This window comes from Pseudomonas sp. GM78 (assembly GCF_000282475.1).
GTDB lineage: Bacteria > Pseudomonadota > Gammaproteobacteria > Pseudomonadales > Pseudomonadaceae > Aquipseudomonas.
The window spans coordinates 1-18,746 of sequence record NZ_AKJF01000068.1; the positions used below are offsets into that span (position 1 = coordinate 1).

Annotated in this window: 17 protein-coding genes; 10 read left to right on the forward strand and 7 right to left on the reverse strand. The window is 59.5% G+C overall.

Annotated elements, in window-relative coordinates:
- Positions 1–196, reverse strand: a 196-nt coding sequence (locus tag PMI35_RS33785; RefSeq protein WP_238543158.1) for a 3-hydroxyacyl-CoA dehydrogenase NAD-binding domain-containing protein, incomplete at its 3' end; no start/stop codon positions are given.
- Positions 197–371: 175 nt separating this feature from the next.
- Positions 372–2,300 carry a RecQ family ATP-dependent DNA helicase gene (locus PMI35_RS21530; RefSeq protein WP_008057576.1) on the reverse strand — a complete coding sequence of 643 codons (1,929 nt, stop codon included), beginning with the start codon at positions 2,298–2,300 and terminating at the stop codon, positions 372–374.
- A 262-nt stretch (positions 2,301–2,562) separates the two neighbouring features.
- Here PMI35_RS21530 and PMI35_RS21525 point away from each other — a divergent pair, with 262 nt between their 5' ends.
- The 5 genes from PMI35_RS21525 (at position 2,563) to PMI35_RS21505 (ending at position 6,426) form a co-directional block, all read left to right on the forward strand.
- A complete protein-coding gene (locus PMI35_RS21525; protein WP_008057577.1) occupies positions 2,563–3,627 on the forward strand; it encodes a S8 family peptidase in 1,065 nt (354 codons plus the stop codon).
- A 301-nt stretch (positions 3,628–3,928) separates the two neighbouring features.
- Entirely contained in the window at positions 3,929–4,219 is a 291-nt protein-coding gene (locus PMI35_RS21520; protein ID WP_008057578.1) for a hypothetical protein, read from the forward strand.
- 404 nt (positions 4,220–4,623) lie between these two features.
- Positions 4,624–4,923: a hypothetical protein gene (locus PMI35_RS21515; RefSeq protein ID WP_008057580.1), complete on the forward strand. Its 300-nt coding sequence runs from the start codon at positions 4,624–4,626 to the stop codon at positions 4,921–4,923.
- Positions 4,924–5,172: 249 nt separating this feature from the next.
- Positions 5,173–5,526, forward strand: a complete 354-nt coding sequence (locus tag PMI35_RS21510; RefSeq protein WP_008057581.1) for a DUF1493 family protein — start codon at positions 5,173–5,175, stop codon at positions 5,524–5,526.
- Positions 5,527–5,571: 45 nt separating this feature from the next.
- Positions 5,572–6,426 carry a DMT family transporter gene (locus PMI35_RS21505; protein WP_008057582.1) on the forward strand — a complete coding sequence of 285 codons (855 nt, stop codon included), beginning with the start codon at positions 5,572–5,574 and terminating at the stop codon, positions 6,424–6,426.
- 60 nt (positions 6,427–6,486) lie between these two features.
- Here PMI35_RS21505 and PMI35_RS21500 read toward each other — a convergent pair whose 3' ends face one another.
- The 3 genes from PMI35_RS21500 to PMI35_RS21490 all read right to left on the reverse strand — a co-directional run bounded on the left by PMI35_RS21500 (position 6,487) and on the right by PMI35_RS21490 (position 9,728).
- Positions 6,487–8,028: a phosphoenolpyruvate carboxykinase gene (locus PMI35_RS21500; protein ID WP_008057583.1), complete on the reverse strand. Its 1,542-nt coding sequence runs from the start codon at positions 8,026–8,028 to the stop codon at positions 6,487–6,489.
- A 179-nt stretch (positions 8,029–8,207) separates the two neighbouring features.
- Positions 8,208–9,110, reverse strand: coding sequence for an Hsp33 family molecular chaperone HslO (hslO, locus tag PMI35_RS21495; RefSeq protein ID WP_008057584.1), 903 nt, complete (start codon positions 9,108–9,110; stop codon positions 8,208–8,210).
- 213 nt (positions 9,111–9,323) lie between these two features.
- Positions 9,324–9,728 (reverse strand): RNA-binding S4 domain-containing protein, encoded by a 405-nt coding sequence (locus PMI35_RS21490; protein WP_008057585.1) that lies wholly within the window; start codon positions 9,726–9,728, stop codon positions 9,324–9,326.
- 215 nt (positions 9,729–9,943) lie between these two features.
- On the opposite strand from PMI35_RS21490, the gene rimB reads away from it, so the two are divergent.
- Both rimB and rimK read left to right on the forward strand, forming a co-directional pair.
- Complete coding sequence (rimB, locus tag PMI35_RS21485) at positions 9,944–10,423, forward strand: retropepsin-like aspartic endopeptidase RimB (protein ID WP_008057587.1); 480 nt, start codon at positions 9,944–9,946, stop codon at positions 10,421–10,423.
- The gene (rimK, locus tag PMI35_RS21480; RefSeq protein ID WP_008057588.1) at positions 10,420–11,325 is read left to right on the forward strand and encodes a 30S ribosomal protein S6--L-glutamate ligase; all 906 of its coding nucleotides are present in this window, start codon (positions 10,420–10,422) and stop codon (positions 11,323–11,325) included. Before rimB ends, rimK begins: the two co-directional genes overlap by 4 nt.
- 120 nt (positions 11,326–11,445) lie before the next feature.
- On the opposite strand, the gene PMI35_RS21475 is transcribed toward rimK, so the two are convergent.
- Together PMI35_RS21475 and ompR are read right to left on the reverse strand one after the other, a co-directional pair.
- A complete protein-coding gene (locus PMI35_RS21475; protein WP_008057589.1) occupies positions 11,446–12,759 on the reverse strand; it encodes an ATP-binding protein in 1,314 nt (437 codons plus the stop codon).
- 116 nt (positions 12,760–12,875) lie between these two features.
- Positions 12,876–13,616 (reverse strand): osmolarity response regulator transcription factor OmpR, encoded by a 741-nt coding sequence (gene ompR, locus PMI35_RS21470; RefSeq protein WP_008057590.1) that lies wholly within the window; start codon positions 13,614–13,616, stop codon positions 12,876–12,878.
- Positions 13,617–13,977: 361 nt separating this feature from the next.
- On the opposite strand from ompR, the gene PMI35_RS21465 reads away from it, so the two are divergent.
- From PMI35_RS21465 to gshA, 3 genes are all read left to right on the forward strand, one after another.
- Positions 13,978–16,302 (forward strand): Tex family protein, encoded by a 2,325-nt coding sequence (locus PMI35_RS21465; RefSeq protein ID WP_008057591.1) that lies wholly within the window; start codon positions 13,978–13,980, stop codon positions 16,300–16,302.
- Entirely contained in the window at positions 16,302–16,685 is a 384-nt protein-coding gene (locus PMI35_RS33290; protein WP_008057593.1) for a PaaI family thioesterase, read from the forward strand. The genes PMI35_RS21465 and PMI35_RS33290 overlap by 1 nt, the downstream gene beginning before the upstream one ends.
- 273 nt (positions 16,686–16,958) lie before the next feature.
- The gene (gshA, locus tag PMI35_RS21460) at positions 16,959–18,542 is read left to right on the forward strand and encodes a glutamate--cysteine ligase (RefSeq protein ID WP_008057594.1); all 1,584 of its coding nucleotides are present in this window, start codon (positions 16,959–16,961) and stop codon (positions 18,540–18,542) included.
- Positions 18,543–18,746: the final 204 nt, after the last annotated feature.

An 18,746-nucleotide genomic window follows, 5' to 3' on the forward strand; every position in this document is an offset into this window, starting at 1 on the left:
CGGCATAATCGGCGGCCGCCGTGACCCGCGCAATGCGGGCATCGGCCTCGACCTGATCGATGCGTTCCTGCCGAACACTGTGGGCATAGGTGTCCGCCACGGTGACCAGTGCCTGTTCAAGCATCTGCGGATTGTTATCGACCCATTGCACCGCCACCCCGGCGTTGGCCAGGCACATGACGATACCTCGACCCATGGTGCCCGCGCCGATGACGGCTGCGCGCTGAATATGAACGGTGTCTGGCTCATACTTTGTTCTCTTGTTGGCGATCCAAAGACAGCCCTCACCATAGTCAGCCGCCACGCCTTTTTGAAATTTATTCCTGTGATGAGCAACATTCAGCGGATGGATGCGCTCCGCCAGACTCCGATTAGAGGTGTGCCTGGGCCCACCCTCGCACCTCGGCATACGGATAATCCTCCAAGACCGCAAACCCCGAAATAGTCCGCACCTTGAGCTTGGTAAACAGCGGCATACTGATTCCGCACAGAAACCGCGTCACGCGTTCGGCCGACGGCACCTCCCCAGTGTGCTGTTGATGCCTGTGGATAAAACCGCTGCACAATGCCTCGAAGTTTTTATCCACAAGCGCCGGTAATGCCGGCGGTTCAGGCAGCCGCGCCACCTGCCCGTGGCAAACCGAGCAATGCCCGCACTGGCGAGGCACATTTTCGTCACCGAAATACTCGGCCAGGCGATAGCCCAGGCAGCGATCAGTGGCGAATAAATCCAGCATGGCGTGAATCCGCGCAACCTCGGTCTGTTCATGCCGAGTGAAACCGGCGTGCAGCTCTTCACTCAACGCGGCACTGTCCAAACCGCTTTGCAGCAGGCTGTAGACCTCGGTCATCTGCTTGCTTTCCAGCTCGACCCAGCCCTTTTCCTGGAAATAATCCAGCGCCTTGACCACCCGACTGCGCTCGGCCCGGTGCTGTTCATACAGCGCTTCGAAATTCACCGTGGCCCAGGTACGTGCGCGGCTGGACGTCTGGATGATCGCCGCGACGAAATCCCTGCGCTCGCCCTCGAAGCGGGCCAGCAATACCTCTGGCTCCTGCAGGTATTTGAACCGGTATTCGGCGTAATAGGCGTAACGCGGAGCGATCAAGCCACGAAGCTCCAACTGAACCAGCAAGGTCTTGAGCGGCAGCTGGCGGATGTTGCTCTGGTCTGCCAGAGGCCCCAGCAGAAACTCCCATTGCCCTTCGGGCACGGCGGCCTGCATCTCGTCGAGCACGTAGCGGATACCGTCCCGTTCAGGCGTGTCACCGTAGACGAAGTTTTCCAGCACGTTGAGGCTGTCGCGATTGGCCAGCACCAGGCAGTCCGATGGCTGCCCATCCCGCCCGGCACGGCCGATTTCCTGGCTGTAGTTTTCGATGGATTTGGGCAGGTCGAAATGCACCACGTTGCGGATGTCGCTCTTGTCGATGCCCATGCCGAAAGCGATGGTGGCGACGATGCAATTGGACTGCCCACCCATGAAACGCTTCTGAATGCCTTCGCGCTGCTCGTGGGGCAAGCCGGCGTGATAAGCCTCGGCCTGGATGCCATTGCGCTGTAGATGCTCAGCTATGTGCTCGGCGGTTTTCTGTAGGGTGACGTAGACAATGCTCGGCTGGCCGGGCCGCTGGCTCATCCACTCCACCAGGCGTCGGCGCTTGTCCTGGCCGCGAACCGGCTCCACCCACAGATTGAGGTTCGGCCGATAGAAACCGGTGGTCACCACGTCGCCAGGTTCGATGGCGAATTTCGCCTGCATGTCGGCGATCACTTTCGGAGTCGCGGTGGCGGTCAGCAATAACGCCTGGGGGATGTTGAACTGGCGCTGATAGTCCGGAAGCTTGAGGTAGTCCGGGCGAAAGTTATGCCCCCATTCCGAAATGCAATGCGCCTCATCCACCACCAGCAGCGAGATGGGCACCTGCTGCAGGAAATTTCGAAAACGCTCGTTCTTCAGGCGCTCCACGGAGACCATCAGGATTTTCAGTTCGCCGGACCTGGCGCGGGCCATGACATCGCTCGCGTCGTCACGACCCTGGGTCGAATCGATACTGCCCGCGGCAATGCCGTGTCGCTCCAGGAACGCCAACTGATCCTGCATCAGCGCCAGCAATGGCGAGACCACCAGCGTCAAGTGCGGCAGCAATACCGCCGACAGCTGATAACAAAGGGACTTGCCGGAACCGGTGGGGAAAATAGCAGCCGCCGAGCGCCCCGCCAGCACCGCACTGACCACCGCCTCCTGACCGGGCCGAAACTGTGGATAACCGAAAACCTGTTCCAGGGTGTTGTGCATAAGCTGTCACTCCGTTGACTGCTGCGATGAGCAAAGCCTAGCCGGCGATCGCAGCGAGTCGAGAAAAGGTCGGGGGCAAAAACGATACGGGATGATACAGCGTTCCATCCACCGATCCTTGGCCACAGGTTGAAACACACGAGGCACTTTGCCAACTGACGCCAAGCTTCCCTCAGCCGGTATGGTTGATCTCCATCAACCTCCGTCAGGTGTTCATCATGCAGAAAGCCTGAGATACGCGGATCTATATCAAGGAACGATCATGTCCCAAACATCCTGTTCACCATTCGCCCTCGTCCTGGTGTTTCCCGTGCTGTTGAGCGGATGCCTGACCGTCCCGGAACGACCTTCCCCTGACACTGCTGCATTCGAAACGCCGGAGTATCAAGCCCAAAAAGGTCTGGCGATTGTCAAAGCATCAAGTCTTTATGCCCGCGGCGGAACCGGCCAGGGTGTGGCTGTCGCACTGATCGACTCGGGCCTGAACAGCAGCTTGCCGGAGTTTCAAGGACGGCTCCGTGATCCGGGTTTTGATTATGTCGAGAATCAGGTCGGCACCATTGACCGGGTCGGACATGGCACCCAGATGGCCGGCATTCTCGCAGCTAACAAGGATGACCAAGGCATGCACGGCGTCGCGTTCAATGCACAGCTGATTCCCTATCGTTTTGGCGACGACAACGAACCGTTTTTCTTCGACAGTGAAATCGCTCAGTCCTGGCAAGCAGGTTTCGACAAGGGCACGCGCATTTTCAACAACTCGTGGGCCAACGCCATTCCAGCGACCGAAATCAACGAGGCGCGCTACAAGCAGGTCATGCCGCAATCAATGGTTACCGCGCGAAAACTGGTTGAGGACGGTGCTGTATTTGTTTTCCCTACCGGCAATGAGCTGAAACGAGAACCCTTGGCTGAACCCGGCTTACCTGTCGCCATACCCGAACTGGAAAAAGGCTGGATTGCGGTGGTTGCGTTGAAAAACGACGGTAGCGCCATCAATGCCAAATCCAATTATTGTGGCGTGGCGGCAGCTTGGTGCATCGCCGTACCGGGCGGCGACTCCGGTGCAGGGCAAGGCTTGCTAACCACCAGCAAGGATGGCAAATATACCCAGACGGCAGGCACCTCACCTGCTGCCGCGCTGGTCAGCGGTGCATTGGCGGCATTGCAAAGCCGTTACCCCGAACTCACCGCGCAGCAAGTACGCGAGCGTCTGCTGTCGACGGCAAACCGGACTGGCATCTATGCCAACAGTGAGGCGTACGGTAGAGGATTAATGGATCTCGATGCGGCATCGCGCCAGGTGCCAAAGGTTTTGGCCAAGTAAGTCGTATGGGTTGTTCAGCACGCAATAGCGAAACGCCCTACGGTTTATGACACGCCCTCTGTCGAAGTCTGCCTCGCCGTAGCCAACATCTCTGTAGGCTTTTTTACCAACAGCAGGTCCACAGCAAAAAACTCAAACAACCTGTAGGGCACGTCCTCAAAAACAATAAAAGCCCTACAAAACCTGTCCATCACAGCCGTCTTGTCGCACGGTAATACGCGCCTCTATAGTTTCCGGCGCAGCTGAAAAAGTGTCTCTGAATGCCGGGCGCACTTGCCGATTTCGCACAGGACCCACCTCGATGAACAACGCCGATCCACTGACCGACCGCTATCACCTGCTCAAGTCCAGTAACAGCGAAACCCCAGTGCTGGTAATCGACACCGAGGCTGACCCCCTGGAAATCCTCGACGCCGCCCGTCAACGCATCCGCGCCGCCAGTGACCTTCTGGAAACCTTGTACTGCCTGTGCTTCAAACAGGCCGACGCCAGCGACATCCCCAACATCGTCAACGCGCTGTACCTGCTGACCCAGGATGGTAACGACCTGCTCGACATCGCCCGGCAACGCCTGACGAAACTCACCGACTGAAGAACACCAAAATCCCGTGCAAGAGCGAGCCTGCTCGCGATGAACGATAACGCGGTGCACTGTGGACAAGTCCGTCAGCAATGCCCTATCAAAGCTTCGGCAAGGTCCTACAAAAGAAGATGCCTTGTCTCCTATCGCTGCCGGGAGACTCAAATCTATAGTCCGAACTGTCGCTGCCAAATCAGCGGCTCGGGTTTGGTCACCTGAAAATGAGAGAAAACTTACGCATGCGCTTGTATGCTGTCGACATCTTTTTGTCGGCACACTTTATGGCGGCTGTGTTTGGGACGCTTCGGCGTGCCCGGGTTATCTCTCCCTGGTTTGACCAACCTGAACACAGTCCGCCTCCCAATCGCTTGGTCACGATTACGGCGGTTCATCGGCTACTAAAAGAGAAAATCCCAATGAACAAATGGAACCCGTTCAACAACGAACGCTACCTCCCGCTCCACACCAACCTCACCGACACCATTCCGCTAGTCATCGACACAGAAGCCAACCCCCAACACATCCTCGAAGCCGCTCTCCAGCGCATTCGGGCTTCCAGCGAGCTCCTGCAAACCCTGCACTGCCAAAGCTTCCATGACGGCGACGTCGAAGACATCCCGCACATCACCCACGCGCTCTACCTTCTGACACAGGACGGCTGCGACCTGCTCAAAGTCGCTCAGCAACGCATGCTCAACTGGAAAGCTCCGGTTTAACGTCAGTTGCAGATCGCTCCCACGCACTGCGCAGGAGCGATCAAGAAACAAGATTTGGTTCGATTGAAAACAATGCGCATCGAAAGCCACCATCGAACATTGGTGATAGCAATGAACAGATTTTTTGATGAGCTAATGGAAAGCGTTCAACAGATGAACGAGATTCTGCGGGATGAATGTCGATACGAATTCTTCCCCTCCAGTCCAACGCCCAATAAGATCTGTCCAAGCCCACCCGGACACCCCGCAATGAACCTCGCCCCCAACCTCCCCGACGACCCCACCCTCCAACTGCTCATCCAGCTTCTACACGAAGAACTCGGCCTCCCCGAACGCAAAACCATCAGCCTCAACACCTCGATCAACTTCGACCTGAACTGCAACGGTGTCGATGCACAACACTTGATCGAAACCCTGGAAGATCACTTCGCCATCGATTTCGTGGATTACGACAGTTATCGCTATTTCCACCCCGAAGGCTACGATGTATTTCTCAAACGCAAAGCCAAGGGTCGCGGCGTCAAGGAACCATTGACCATCGGCATGCTCTACCGAGCAATCAAAGCTCAACGCTGGGACACCCGGGAGCTCGAAGGCCTGTAGCGCGTCCGCGGCGCATAACAATAAGGAAATTGCGTGGACGTATTGATGGGCTTGTTGGCCGCCTTGCTGTGGGGCGGTACGGATTTTCTGGTGGGTTTGAACGCCCGTGCGGTTGGTGTCAAACGTGCCGTGTATTTCGGTCAGGCACTGGGCTTTACCATCATGAGCCTTCTGCTGATCGCCTTCCCCGTGTTCATTCTCAGGTCCATGGCCGCGCCGCTTGATGTCTGGTTGATCGGCGTCGCTGCCGCCGTGCTGACCGTGTCTGGTGCGCTGGCCTTGTCCAAGGCCTTCGCCCTGGGTAAAGCCTCCATTGTGGCGCCGCTGGTGACCTCCTACGGCGTAGTGACCACGTTGTTGTCCTGGGCTGGCGGTGAGCAGATCAGCCTGCTGCAGTTGCTGTGCATCGCGCTCTGCGTCATAGGCGTGGTCCTCTCCAGCATTCATTCCGACCCAAAGGTGCCACACACCACGCAGGCGAGCAGCTCCATTGCCTATGCGCTGCTGGCGGCGCTGTTCTACGGCACCAGCTTCTGGTTGCAAGGTCGCTTTGTGTTGCCCGTGCTGGGGCCGGTGACGATGCTCTGGCTCGCGTACCTTGTCGGACTGATCGTGCTGGTGGGCATCGTGCTTAGGATCGACGACGGCCTGAAATTCCCGCCGCTGAAAAATTGCCTGACACTAACCGGTGCCAGCCTGATGAACCTCGGCGGGTTTTCATCCTTTGCCTGGGGTGCGGTGGCGGGATCGGTTTCGGTGGTGACGGTGATCAGCACGTTGTCAGGCGGGATTGCGGCAATTCTGGGGTATGTGTTTTTCAAGGAGCGCCTAGGCAAGGTGCAGGTGCTGGGGGTTGTACTGGTGTTGGTCGGGGCGTTTGTCCTGCATCTGAAAACCTGAAATGCCGTGCACAAAAAAGCCGCCCCGAAGGGCGGCTTTTTCATGGCTTCAAACCAACACTTACAACTTAGGACCCGCAGCCTTGATCGCGTCGCTCACTTCGAACTTCTTGAAGTTCTCGATGAACAGGCCGGCCAGTGCTTTGGCGGCTTCGTCGTAGGCGGCTTTGTCAGCCCAGGTGTTGCGTGGGTTCAGCAGGCCAGTTTCAACGCCCGGCACGGCCAGTGGCACGTCGAGGTTGATGGTGTCCAAGTGCTCGGTTTCGGTGCCGATCAGCGCGCCGCTCTGGATCGCAGCGATCACCGCACGGGTGGTCGGGATGTTGAAGCGCTTGCCGACGCCGTAGCCACCGCCGGTCCAGCCGGTGTTGACCAGGTAGACCTTGGAGCCGAAGCCGCGGATGCGCTTGATCAGCAGCTCTGCGTATTCGCCAGCCGGACGCGGGAAGAACGGTGCGCCGAAGCAGGTGGAGAAGGTCGACTTGATGCCGCTGCCCGAACCCATTTCAGTCGAACCCACCAGAGCGGTGTAGCCGGACAGGAAGTGGTAGGCCGCTTGTTCTTCGTTGAGGATCGACACTGGCGGCAGCACGCCGGTCAGGTCGCAGGTCAGGAAGATTACAGCATTCGGCTCGCCACCCAGGTTCTTCTCGGAACGCTTGGCAACGTGCTCCAGCGGGTACGCGGCGCGGCTGTTCTGGGTCAGGCTGACATCGGCGTAGTCGGCGTGCTTGGCATCGTCGATCACGACGTTTTCCAGGACCGCACCGTGCTTGATGGCTTTCCAGATAACTGGCTCGTTCTTCTCGGACAGGTCGATGCACTTGGCATAGCAACCGCCTTCGATGTTGAACACCACGCCTTCGCCCCAGCCGTGTTCGTCGTCACCGATCAGGTAACGGCTTTCGTCGGCGGACAGGGTGGTCTTGCCAGTGCCGGACAGACCGAAGAACAGGGTCACGTCGCCCTCTTCGCCGATGTTGGCAGCGCAGTGCATTGGCAGTACGTCGGCAGCCGGCAGCAGGAAGTTCTGCACCGAGAACATGGCTTTCTTCATTTCACCGGCGTAACGCATGCCGGCGATCAGCACTTTCTTCTGCGCGAAGTTGATGATCACGCAACCGTCGGAGTTGGTGCCGTCACGCTCTGGATCACATTCGAAGTTGGCAACGTTGAGCACTTGCCACTCTTCACGGCCAGCCGGGTTGTACTGGGCCGGGTTGATAAACAGGCAACGACCGAACAGGTTCTGCCAGGCAGTCTGGGTGGTCATCTTCACGGCCAGGTAGTGCTCGGAAGCCGCACCTACATGCACGTGGGAAACGAAGTGCTCTTGCGCGTTGTTGAACGCCTCAACGCGGTTCCACAGGGCATCGAACTTGTCGGCCGGGAACTTGCGGTTGATCGGGCCCCAGGCGATGGCGCCTGTGGTGGTCGGCTCATCAACGATGAAACGATCGACTGGCGAACGGCCGGTACGGTGACCGGTGCGAACAACCAGTGCGCCGGTATCGGCAAGCTCGCCTTCACCGCGGTTGAGGGCTTCTTTAACCAGATCATCAACACTCAGATCGGTGTACACGGCGTTATTGGCTTGCGTCATGAGGTTCCCCGTCGGCCAGTGGCCGAGTGCTCCAAACGTTTTGTAGTAGAAAGTCGTGCACTACTACCGCGAAAAAAGTGGGCCGGATTATGCCAGAAAAGCCCAAAAAGAGTAGGGCCCTCCCGTCGTAACGGCGCTATTGCGGTACTTTCCAGTGAATTTACCTGCGCTGAACCGTTTTAGTGCCGGGTATCCGACGGCGTCTCGACACCCGCTCCGGCGAACAATTGGGTGACATCGGCGGCGTCGAACAGGTACTGCTGGTTGCAGAACTGGCAATCGATCTCGATGTTACCACCGTGTTCGAGCACAAGATTTTGCGCATCTTCCATACCCAGACTGACCAGCGCATTGGCTGAACGTTCGCGCGAGCAGCTGCAACGGAAGCGTAATTTCTGTACATCGAACAGCCGGACCTGCTCTTCGTGATAAAGGCGATGGAGCACGGTTTCGTTGTCCAGGCCCAGCAATTCATCGGTCGTCAGGGTGGTGGCCAGTGCCGTGAGGTGTTGCCAGCTGGCGGCACGCTCTTCCTCGTCTTTCAGGCGATCGGCGGGCAACTGCTGCAGCAACAGGCCACGGGCACGGCGACCGTCGGCGCAGAGTTTGATGCGAGTGCCAATCTGCTGGGACATGACGAAGTAGTTGGTGAAGCAATCGGACAAGGTTTCGCCGTCCAGATCGACGACGCCCTGGTAGCGCTGACCCTGCTTGGGGTCGATGGTCAATGTCAGCGAGCCGTCCGGCATCAGGTCGGCCAGGGTGGCGTCGGGGGCAATCCGGTCAGCCTCGTAACGGGCCAGGCCACGAATGTCGCGCTCGCTGGAGCACTCGATCATCAGCAACGGGATCGGGCCTTCGGAGCGGGCCTGAAGGATCAGCAGGCCATCGAACTTCAAGGTGCCGACCAGCAACGCCGCAGCCGCCATCAGTTCGCCGAGCAGTTGCGCAACCGGCTCCGGATAGGCGTGTTTGGCCAGGACTTCAGCGTAGCTGAGTTCCAGCGAAACCATCTCGCCACGGGTGTCGCTGTCATCGAAGATGAAGCGTTGGGTGAAGTCGTTATCCGGTAAGTCGGTCATAAGTCTGGTATCTGAATGGGTGACAAAAGTGGTTACAGAACGAGGTTACGCCTTGGCTATAGCGTATGGCTGCCGGGTTGTGGCCTGAAGACCGGTGGCTGTGCGCGCTTTACGACGAATGGCACATGCACGGCAGACTAATTACCTCATATGGCTACGCACAGGTGCAATTGCAAGTCCTGGCCTGATTGGCGCGATCGGTGGCCCGGTCAATCATTCGTTGCTGCTGCCACGAAACTTGAACAGATCCCGCCGCTGTTTCTTGCTCGGTTTGCCATCGGTGCTCACGCCCAGGGCACCGGCCTTGCGCTCGGCCGCGGCATTTTCGCGCTTAGAGATGCTGGCTTCGGTTTCGGCATACAGCGTCTGCGCTTCGGGAGCTCCACGACGCACGATCGACAGCGCCTGAACCACCACCGTGCGCTCCTCGAAACCGGTGCGAATCACGAATTCATCGCCAATGTGCGGCTCCTTGCCGGGTTTGCAGCGTTCACCCCGGCAGTGCACCTTGCCGCTTTCGATCGCCGCCTTGGCCAAGGCACGGGTCTTGTAAAAGCGCGCCGCCCACAACCATTTATCGAGCCGGACTTTGTCATCCTCTTCGTTTTTTTGTGCCATGGGATTTCCTCGTTCTGAAATATTGGTGAACTGTACTACCGTTCTCTCGTACCAAGAATTACGTCGTCTCGGATTACAATGCAGACATTCCAGAACCTCCCCGTTGGGCTGGAAATCCGGGCCGTAGATATCTGTCGCCTTTTAACCATTATTCTGCGTGAATACCGCGAATTCGGCCGCTTGCGGCCAGAGCGGTTTCTACCGGTTGAGCAACTTTGAAGACATTTGACCATTTGACCGTTGTCGGTCTGCGCGAGTGGGTGGCGCTCCCTGATTTGGGAGTCGCGGGCCTTCGGGCAAAAATCGACACCGGTGCCAGCACCTCCAGCCTGCATGCCACCGACATCGAGACTTTCGATCGCGATGGCGAGCAGTGGGTGCGCTTCACCGCGCACCTGGGCACGGTGGTGCAACTGCGTCATCGTCGCTGCGAAGCACCGCTGGTGACGAGAAAAACCATTAAGAGCTCCAACGGTCATGCGCAGGTGCGATACGTGATCAGCACCACCCTGGCCCTCGGCGATCGGGTCTGGCGGGTCGAGTTCACGCTCGCCTGCCGCAAATCCATGCGTTATCGCCTGCTACTCGGGTCAAAAGCCCTGATTGATGGCCAGTTGGTCGTCAATCCGGGTATCAAATATGTACAAGACAAGCCGGTGTTCCCGGTATCTACCTCCTCCACAGGTGTTGCATGAAGATCGCTGTGCTGTCGCGGAACCCGCGTCTGTATTCCACCCGTCGCCTGGTCGAAGCCGGTACCGAACGCGGCCATGAAATGGTGGTGGTCGACACCCTGCGCGCCTATATGAACATCGCCAGCCACAAGCCGCAGATTCACTATCGCGGCAAACCGCTGGAGGGTTTCGATGCAGTGATCCCGCGGATCGGTGCGTCGGTCACGTTTTATGGCTGCGCGGTGTTGCGCCAGTTCGAAATGATGGGGGTTTTTCCGCTCAACGAATCGGTCGCTATTGCTCGCTCGCGGGACAAACTGCGCTCGCTGCAGTTGCTGTCTCGTCGCGGGATCGGCTTGCCGGTCACCGGTTTTGCGCACTCCCCCGATGACATTCCCGACCTGATTGCAATGGTCAACGGCGCCCCACTGGTGATCAAGGTGCTGGAAGGCACCCAGGGTATCGGCGTGGTGCTGTGCGAAACCGCCACGGCGGCGGAGTCGGTGATCGAGGCATTCATGGGCCTCAAGCAGAACATCATGGTTCAGGAGTACATCAAGGAGGCTGGCGGCGCCGACATTCGCTGCTTCGTGGTGGGTGACAAAGTCATTGCAGCCATGAAGCGCCAGGCCAAACCCGGGGAGTTCCGCTCCAACCTGCATCGCGGTGGCAGCGCCAGCCTGATCAAGATCACCCCGGAAGAACGCATGACGGCATTACGCGCGGCGAAGGTCATGGGGTTGGCCGTGGCAGGGGTGGATATCCTGCGCTCCAATCATGGGCCGCTGGTGATGGAGGTGAACTCGTCGCCGGGCCTGGAAGGGATCGAGACCACGACCAGCAAGAACGTGGCGGGGATCATCATCGAGCACCTGGAGAAGAATGGCGGGCCGAACATGACGCGGACCAAAGGCAAGGGCTAACACACTGATCGTTCCCACGCTCTGCGTGGGACTGCCTCAACGGACGCTCCGCGTTCGGCTCTGGAAGGGACGCGGAGCGTCCCGGGCTGCATTCCCACGCAGAGCGTGGGAACGATCGGGCTAGACCGCATCCCGGGGCAACATCAGGCCAAGCGGCAAGCGCACCCGCGCTTCCAGGCCGCCGCCAGAACGGTTGCGCAATTCAACATTGCCACCATGCATCGAAGCAATTCGCTTCACGATCGCCAACCCCAACCCCGTGCCCTTGCCGCCCCGGGCGCGATCGCCCCGGGTGAACGGGTTGAAAATCGCTTCCAGCTCCGATGGATCTATCCCGGCGCCGCGGTCCATGACACTCAGAACGACATAAGGCGCACTGGTGTCCCCCGACACATACGCTGCCACTTCAACGCCACTGCCCGCGTGATTCAACGCGTTGCCAATCAGGTTGTTCAACAGCCGCTTCATCGACACCCGACGTAACGGGAAGGGTTGAATCGGTTCAAGACGTAAGCGCACCTTTTCTTCGTTCTGGTTGTACGGCGCGGCGACTTCACGGACGAGATCGCTCAGGTCCACCTCCTCCACCGACTCGTCACGCCCATCGCGAATGAACGCCAGGAACTGATCGAGAATGGCGTCCATGTCCTCGATATCGCGCACCATGGCGTCCGTCAGGTCGTTATGGTCGCCCATCAGCTCCAGCGACAGGCGCAACCGGGTCAACGGCGTGCGCAGGTCATGGGAAACCCCGGCCAGCATCAGTTCGCGTTCGCGGCCGGCCTGTTCGACGTCTTCGGCCATCTGGTTGAAGGCGCGATAGACCTCGGTCATTTCACTCGGTGTATCACTGATCGGCAAGCGCACGCTGCGCCCCTGGCCGAGTTGCCGCGCGGCATACACCAGGCGCTTGAGGGGCTGGTTGAGCTGGCTGACGAAGATCCACGCCGAGGCAGTGGACAGCAGGCCGATGGCGAGAAACCAGCCGAGCACATTCCAGATTTTCTGGCCACGCAACGGGTGCGGATACAGCGGCACTTTCAGCCAGCCATCGCCCAGGCTGGGCGCCCGCACCCACAACGCCGGTGGCGAGTGCATGCGCAAGCGCACCTCGGTATCAGCCCCCAGTTCGGCTTGCATCTGCCGCTGATAGATCTCGCTGTAGGGCCAGTGTTGTTCGCCCTCAGGCACACCGGCGCCCACCACCCGGATCAGGGTTGCGGCTTCGGCGATCTTTTCGCGATTGTTTTCATCGGCCGCCCAGTAGGCGCGCAGCGTCAGGGCGACGCCATGGCTGTATTGGCGATCCACCAGCACGTCTTCGTTCATCAGCAGATAAACCAGGGTCAGCGCCTTGGAAAACAGGACAACGATCAGCACCAGCCAAAGGGTGCGGGAGAAGAAACTCTGGGGGAACCAAACCGGGGTTTTCATGGGTAACCGTTAAACACGTGCAGGAGCGAGCGATGCTCGCACATTGCCGGCCGCGAGTCTGCGGGCAAGGCCATCTGGCCCGTTACCCGCACAAACCCGCGCCTACAAATCGCCGATCACTTGGTGGCGGCGCCATCCGGAACAAATACGTAGCCCACACCCCAGACAGTCTGGATGTAACGCGGCTTGGACGGATCGGGCTCGATCATCCGGCGCAAACGGGAAATCTGCACGTCGATGGAGCGCTCCAGGGCATCCCACTCACGACCACGGGCCAGGTTCATCAGTTTGTCCCGGGTCAGTGGCTGACGGGCGTTCATCACCAACGCCTTGAGCACCGCGAATTCACCGGTGGTGAGCATGTGCACTTCTTCACCACGCTTGAGTTCGCGGGTGGCCAGGGACAGCTCGTAGTCACCGAAGGTCACGCTTTCGTCTTCGCTGCCTGGTGCGCCAGGCACTGGAGCCGACTGACGACGCAGCACGGCTTTTACGCGGGCCATCAGCTCGTCCGGGTTGAACGGCTTGGCCAGGTAATCGTCGGCGCCCAGTTCAAGGCCCTTGATCCGGCTCAGCTCATCGCCCTTGGCGGTCAGCATGATGATTGGAATCTGGTTGTTTGCGCCACGCAGGCGGCGACAGGCGGTCAGGCCGTCTTCGCCAGGCAGCATCAGGTCGAGAACGACCAGGTTGAACACCTCACGCGCCAGCAGGCGGTCCATTTGTTCAGTGTTCGGTACGGCGCGGGCGCGGTAGCCCTTGCTGACGAAAAAACGCTCCAGCAGGCTGCTGAGGCCCGGATCGTCGTCAACAATAAGAATTTTTTCGCCTTCAGCATTGTTTGCAGTGCTGCTCATTGGATGCTCCTTTGATCTCGGCACGCATTATGGCGTAGCTACCGATATACGTACCGTGTGCATTGTTAGCAGATTTTTCCTTCACCGCCAGGAATCCGGGGATTATGCCTACAACCTGCGATGCCCCCCGAAGCGCGCAACGCTGGTTATAATGTGCGGCCTTTTGTGTCAGGCAACGTCTGATCGTTACGCTGGTTGGCCGCTTTTTATTTTCATGGCGCCGGCAGTAATTGTTCGATTTCACGGGTCAACGGGATACCTTTGATCCAGGTAGCGGCGCAGGCCAGGCCGCTCAACCAGACTCGCCAAGGCCTCATCGTTGCGCCTGCGAGCCTGCTTTCACAATTTGTCAGGTGGTTTTATGGACAGCATCAACAGCCGCATCGCCGAGGAACTCGGTGTACGCCCACAACAGGTCGAAGCGGCCGTCGCGCTACTCGATGAAGGCTCTACCGTTCCCTTCATCGCCCGTTACCGGAAAGAAGTGACCGGCAGCCTCGATGACACTCAGCTGCGTCACCTGGAAGAGCGTCTGCGCTACCTGCGAGAACTCGACGAACGGCGCATCAGCATCCTTGCCAGCATTACCGAGCAAGGCAAGCTGACCCCGCAGCTGGAACGCGACATCAAGCTCGCCGACACCAAGACCCGCCTCGAAGACTTGTACCTGCCGTACAAGCAGAAGCGCCGCACCAAGGGCCAGATCGCCCTGGAAGCCGGCCTCGGCGAATTGGCTGACGGCCTGTTCAACGACCCGACCCTGAGTCCGGAAACCGAAGCCGCCCGCTTCATCGACGCCGAAAAAGGCGTGGCCGATGTGAAAGCCGCCCTCGAAGGCGCCAAGTACATTCTCATGGAGCGCTTCGCCGAAGACGCCGGTCTCCTGGACAAGCTGCGCAATTACCTGAAGCAGGAAGCCACCCTCAGTGCCCGCGTGATCGCCGGCAAGGAAGAGGAAGGCGCCAAGTTCCGCGACTACTTCGAACACGACGAACCGCTCAAAAGCATGCCGTCGCACCGCGCGCTGGCGATTTTCCGTGGCCGCAACGAAGGCATTCTCAGCTCCGCGCTGAAGGTCGGCGATGAACTGCCGGGCACCATGCACCCGTGCGAGGGCATGATCGGCCAGCAATTCGGCATCCAGAACCAGAACCGTGCCGCCGACAAATGGCTGGGCGAAGTGGTGCGCTGGACCTGGAAGGTCAAGCTCTACACCCACCTGGAAACCGACCTGTTGGGCGAGCTGCGCGACGGCGCGGAAACCGAGGCGATCAACGTGTTCGCCCACAACCTGCACGACCTGCTGCTGTCGGCCCCGGCCGGCCCGCGCGCGACCCTGGGCCTCGACCCGGGCCTGCGCACCGGTTGCAAAGTCGCGGTGGTCGATTCCACCGGCAAGCTGCTCGATCACGCCACGGTTTACCCGCACGTGCCGCACAACAAGTGGGACCAGACTCTCGCCGTGCTTGCCGCCCTGTGCGCCAAGCATGCGGTGGACCTGATCGCCATCGGTAACGGTACCGCCAGCCGTGAAACCGACAAGCTGGCCGCTGAGCTGATCAAAAAATACCCAGCCATGAAGATGACCAAGGTCATGGTTTCCGAAGCCGGTGCCTCGGTTTACTCGGCATCGGAACTGGCTTCCAAGGAATTCCCGGACCTGGATGTGTCGATCCGCGGCGCCGTCTCGATTGCCCGTCGCCTGCAGGACCCGTTGGCGGAGCTGGTGAAGATCGATCCGAAATCCATCGGTGTCGGCCAGTACCAGCACGACGTGTCGCAGCTGAAACTGGCGCGAGGCCTGGATGCCGTGGTCGAAGACTGCGTGAACGCCGTGGGCGTCGACGTCAACACCGCCTCCGTGGCGCTGTTGGCGCGGATCTCCGGCCTCAACGCGACCCTGGCGCAGAATATCGTCAGCCACCGCGACGAACACGGTGCGTTCAAGACTCGCGCTGCGCTGAAGAAAGTCGCACGTCTGGGCGAAAAAACCTTCGAACAGGCCGCCGGTTTCCTTCGCGTCATGAACGGCGAAAACCCGCTGGATTCGTCAGCGGTGCACCCGGAAGCCTATCCGCTGGTACAGCGAATCGCCGCGGAAACCGACCGTGACATCCGCTCGCTGATCGGCGATGCCGCGTTCCTCAAGCGCCTGGACCCGAAAAAGTACACCGACGAAACCTTCGGTCTGCCAACGGTCACCGACATCCTGCAAGAACTGGAAAAACCAGGTCGCGACCCGCGTCCCGAGTTCAAGACCGCCGAGTTCCAGGAAGGCGTCGAAGACCTCAAGGACCTGCAGCTGGGCATGATCCTCGAAGGCGTGGTGACCAACGTGACCAACTTCGGTGCATTCGTCGATATCGGCGTGCATCAGGACGGTTTGGTGCACATCTCCGCGCTTTCGGAGAAGTTCATCAAGGATCCTCGCGAAGCGGTCAAGGCCGGTGACGTGGTGAAGGTGAAGGTCATGGAAGTCGACATCCCGCGTAAACGCGTGGGCCTGTCGATGCGCATGAGCGACACCCCGGGCGAGAAAATCGACGGCGCCCGTGGTGCGCGTCCTGGCTCGGCGCCACGCCAATCCCAGAACACCGCTCCGCGCAAGGAAACCACGGCCGCCGCGCCGAGCAACAACGCCATGGCGTCGCTGTTCGCTAACGCCAAACAGCTGAAGAAGCGTTGATGGAGATCCCTGCCGGGTACACCGAAAGCGCTTTTTTCAAGCTGCTGGGCTGCCGTTTGCACAGCCTGGAAACCGGGGTGGCGCAAGTCGCCCTGGCGCTTGAGCCGCAACTGCGCAATCGCGCCAACAAGCTGCACGGCGGGGCCTTGTTCAGCCTGGTGGACATTGCCATGGGGCTGGCCTGTTCCAGCACCCACGGCTTTGACCAGCAGAGCGCGACCATCGAGTGCAAGATCAACTACATCCGCGCCGTCGAAGGCGGCGAGGTGATGTGCACGGCGCGGGTGATCCACCCGGGCCGCCGCACGCTGGTGGTCGAGGCCGACGTGATGCAAGGCGACAAACTGGTCGCAAAAGCACAAGGCACGTTCGCTGCCCTGTAGCTAGATGTCATCGATTTGAGGTAATTTCGGCGCTGTGACCGCAGCGCCGGAGTTTCCTGTGGGAGCGAGCCTGCTCGCGAAGGCGGTGTATCAGGCGACTTCAATGTCGACTGAGACTCCCTCTTCGCGAGCAGGCTCGCTCCCACAGGGAATTGCGACGATCAGTACGTGCACGGCTCCAAAACCAGGCGAAAACGCCAGTTTTAACTTCACCCTTGTAGACCGTCTTGCCCACCCCCATATTGGGGCGACTGACGCGTGAAGGAATCCAACTTGAGCGAACTTCTCAACCGCCGCCTGGCCCTGCTCGGCGAGCGCGCTAACCTCTCTCTGCTCGAACAGTGCCTTCACGGCATCGAACGTGAATGCCTGCGCGTGACCGATGAAGGTCGCCTGGCGCAAACGCCGCACCCCGAAGAATTGGGTTCCGCGCTGACCAACGAACAGATCACCACCGACTATTCCGAGTCGCTGCTGGAGTTCATCACCCCGGCCCTGCCCGACCCGGCCGATACGCTGGCGAGCCTGGACAGCATTCACCGTTTCGCCTACAGCAAGCTCGGCACCGAGTACCTGTGGAGCCCCTCGATGCCGTGCCCATTGCCGGCCGAGGAAGACATCCCGATCGCCTACTACGGCACGTCCAACATCGGTCAGCTCAAGTATGTCTACCGCAAGGGCCTGGCGCTGCGCTACGGCAAGACCATGCAGTGTATCGCCGGCATTCACTACAATTTTTCCCTGCCGGAAAAACTCTGGCCACTGCTCAAGCAGGCCGAAGGCTTTACCGGCACCGACCGCGATTATCAGTCGTCGGCCTATATCGCGTTGATCCGCAACTTCCGCCGCTACAGCTGGCTGTTGATGTACCTGTTCGGTGCGTCGCCGGCGCTGGACGCCGGGTTCTTGCGCGGGCGTTCGCACCAGCTGGAACAGCTGGACCCGGACACCCTCTATTTGCCGTACGCCACCAGCCTGCGCATGAGCGACCTGGGTTACCAAAGCAACGCCCAGGCCGGCCTGACGCCGTGCTACAACGACCTGAACAGCTACACCGATAGCCTGCGCAAAGCGGTGGCGACACCCTATGCGCCGTATGTCGAAGTCGGCACCCACCAGGACGGTGAGTGGGTCCAGCTCAATACCAACATCCTGCAGATCGAAAACGAGTACTACTCCAACATCCGCCCGAAACGCGTGACCTACACCGGCGAGCGGCCAATCCAGGCGTTGGTGGCGCGCGGTATCCAGTACGTCGAAGTGCGCTGCCTGGACATCAACCCGTTTCTGCCGATGGGCATTGACCTCACCGAATCGCGTTTCCTCGACGCCTTCCTCCTGTACTGCGCGCTGAACGACAGCCCGTTGCTGACCAACACCAGCTGCACCAATGCCACCTCCAACTTCCTCAGCGTGGTCAAGGAAGGCCGTCGCCCGGGCCTGCAATTGCAACGCGACGGGCACCCGGTCGACCTGAAAGAGTGGGCTGGCCAATTGCTGGAGCAGATTGCCCCACTGGCCGCGCTGCTTGATCAGAGCCATGGCGGCGATGCCCACAGCAAAGCGCTGGACGCGCAGATGGCCAAGGTCCAGAACCCTGCCCTGACGCCATCGGCCCAGGTACTGGCGGCAATGGCCGAGCACAAGGAAAGCTTTGCCCAATTCTCCCTGCGTCAGAGCCGGGTACACGCGGAGTTTTTCCGCAGCGAGCCATTGCCAGCAGAGCAACAGGCCAGGTTTGAGGAGCTCGCGCGTTCGTCGCTGGCCCAACAGGCTGAGCTTGAGCAGAACGAAGTCGGTGATTTCGATGTGTTTGTCGGGGCGTACCAGGCGAGCATTCTGGCGATTAGTAATTAATCACCGTCTGTAAAAAGATCGCAGCCTGCGGCAGCTCCTACAGGGGAACGCATAGCCCCATGTAGGAGCTGCCGCAGGCTGCGATCTTTTGATCCTTTAGAATTTTCCGCTCATAAGCTAATTCGAAAAAGTTATTTATTTTCGTATTCTTATATCATTTAGTCTCCTGTCACGCCGACTCTCGGTCGCCTGACAAGGAGCTTC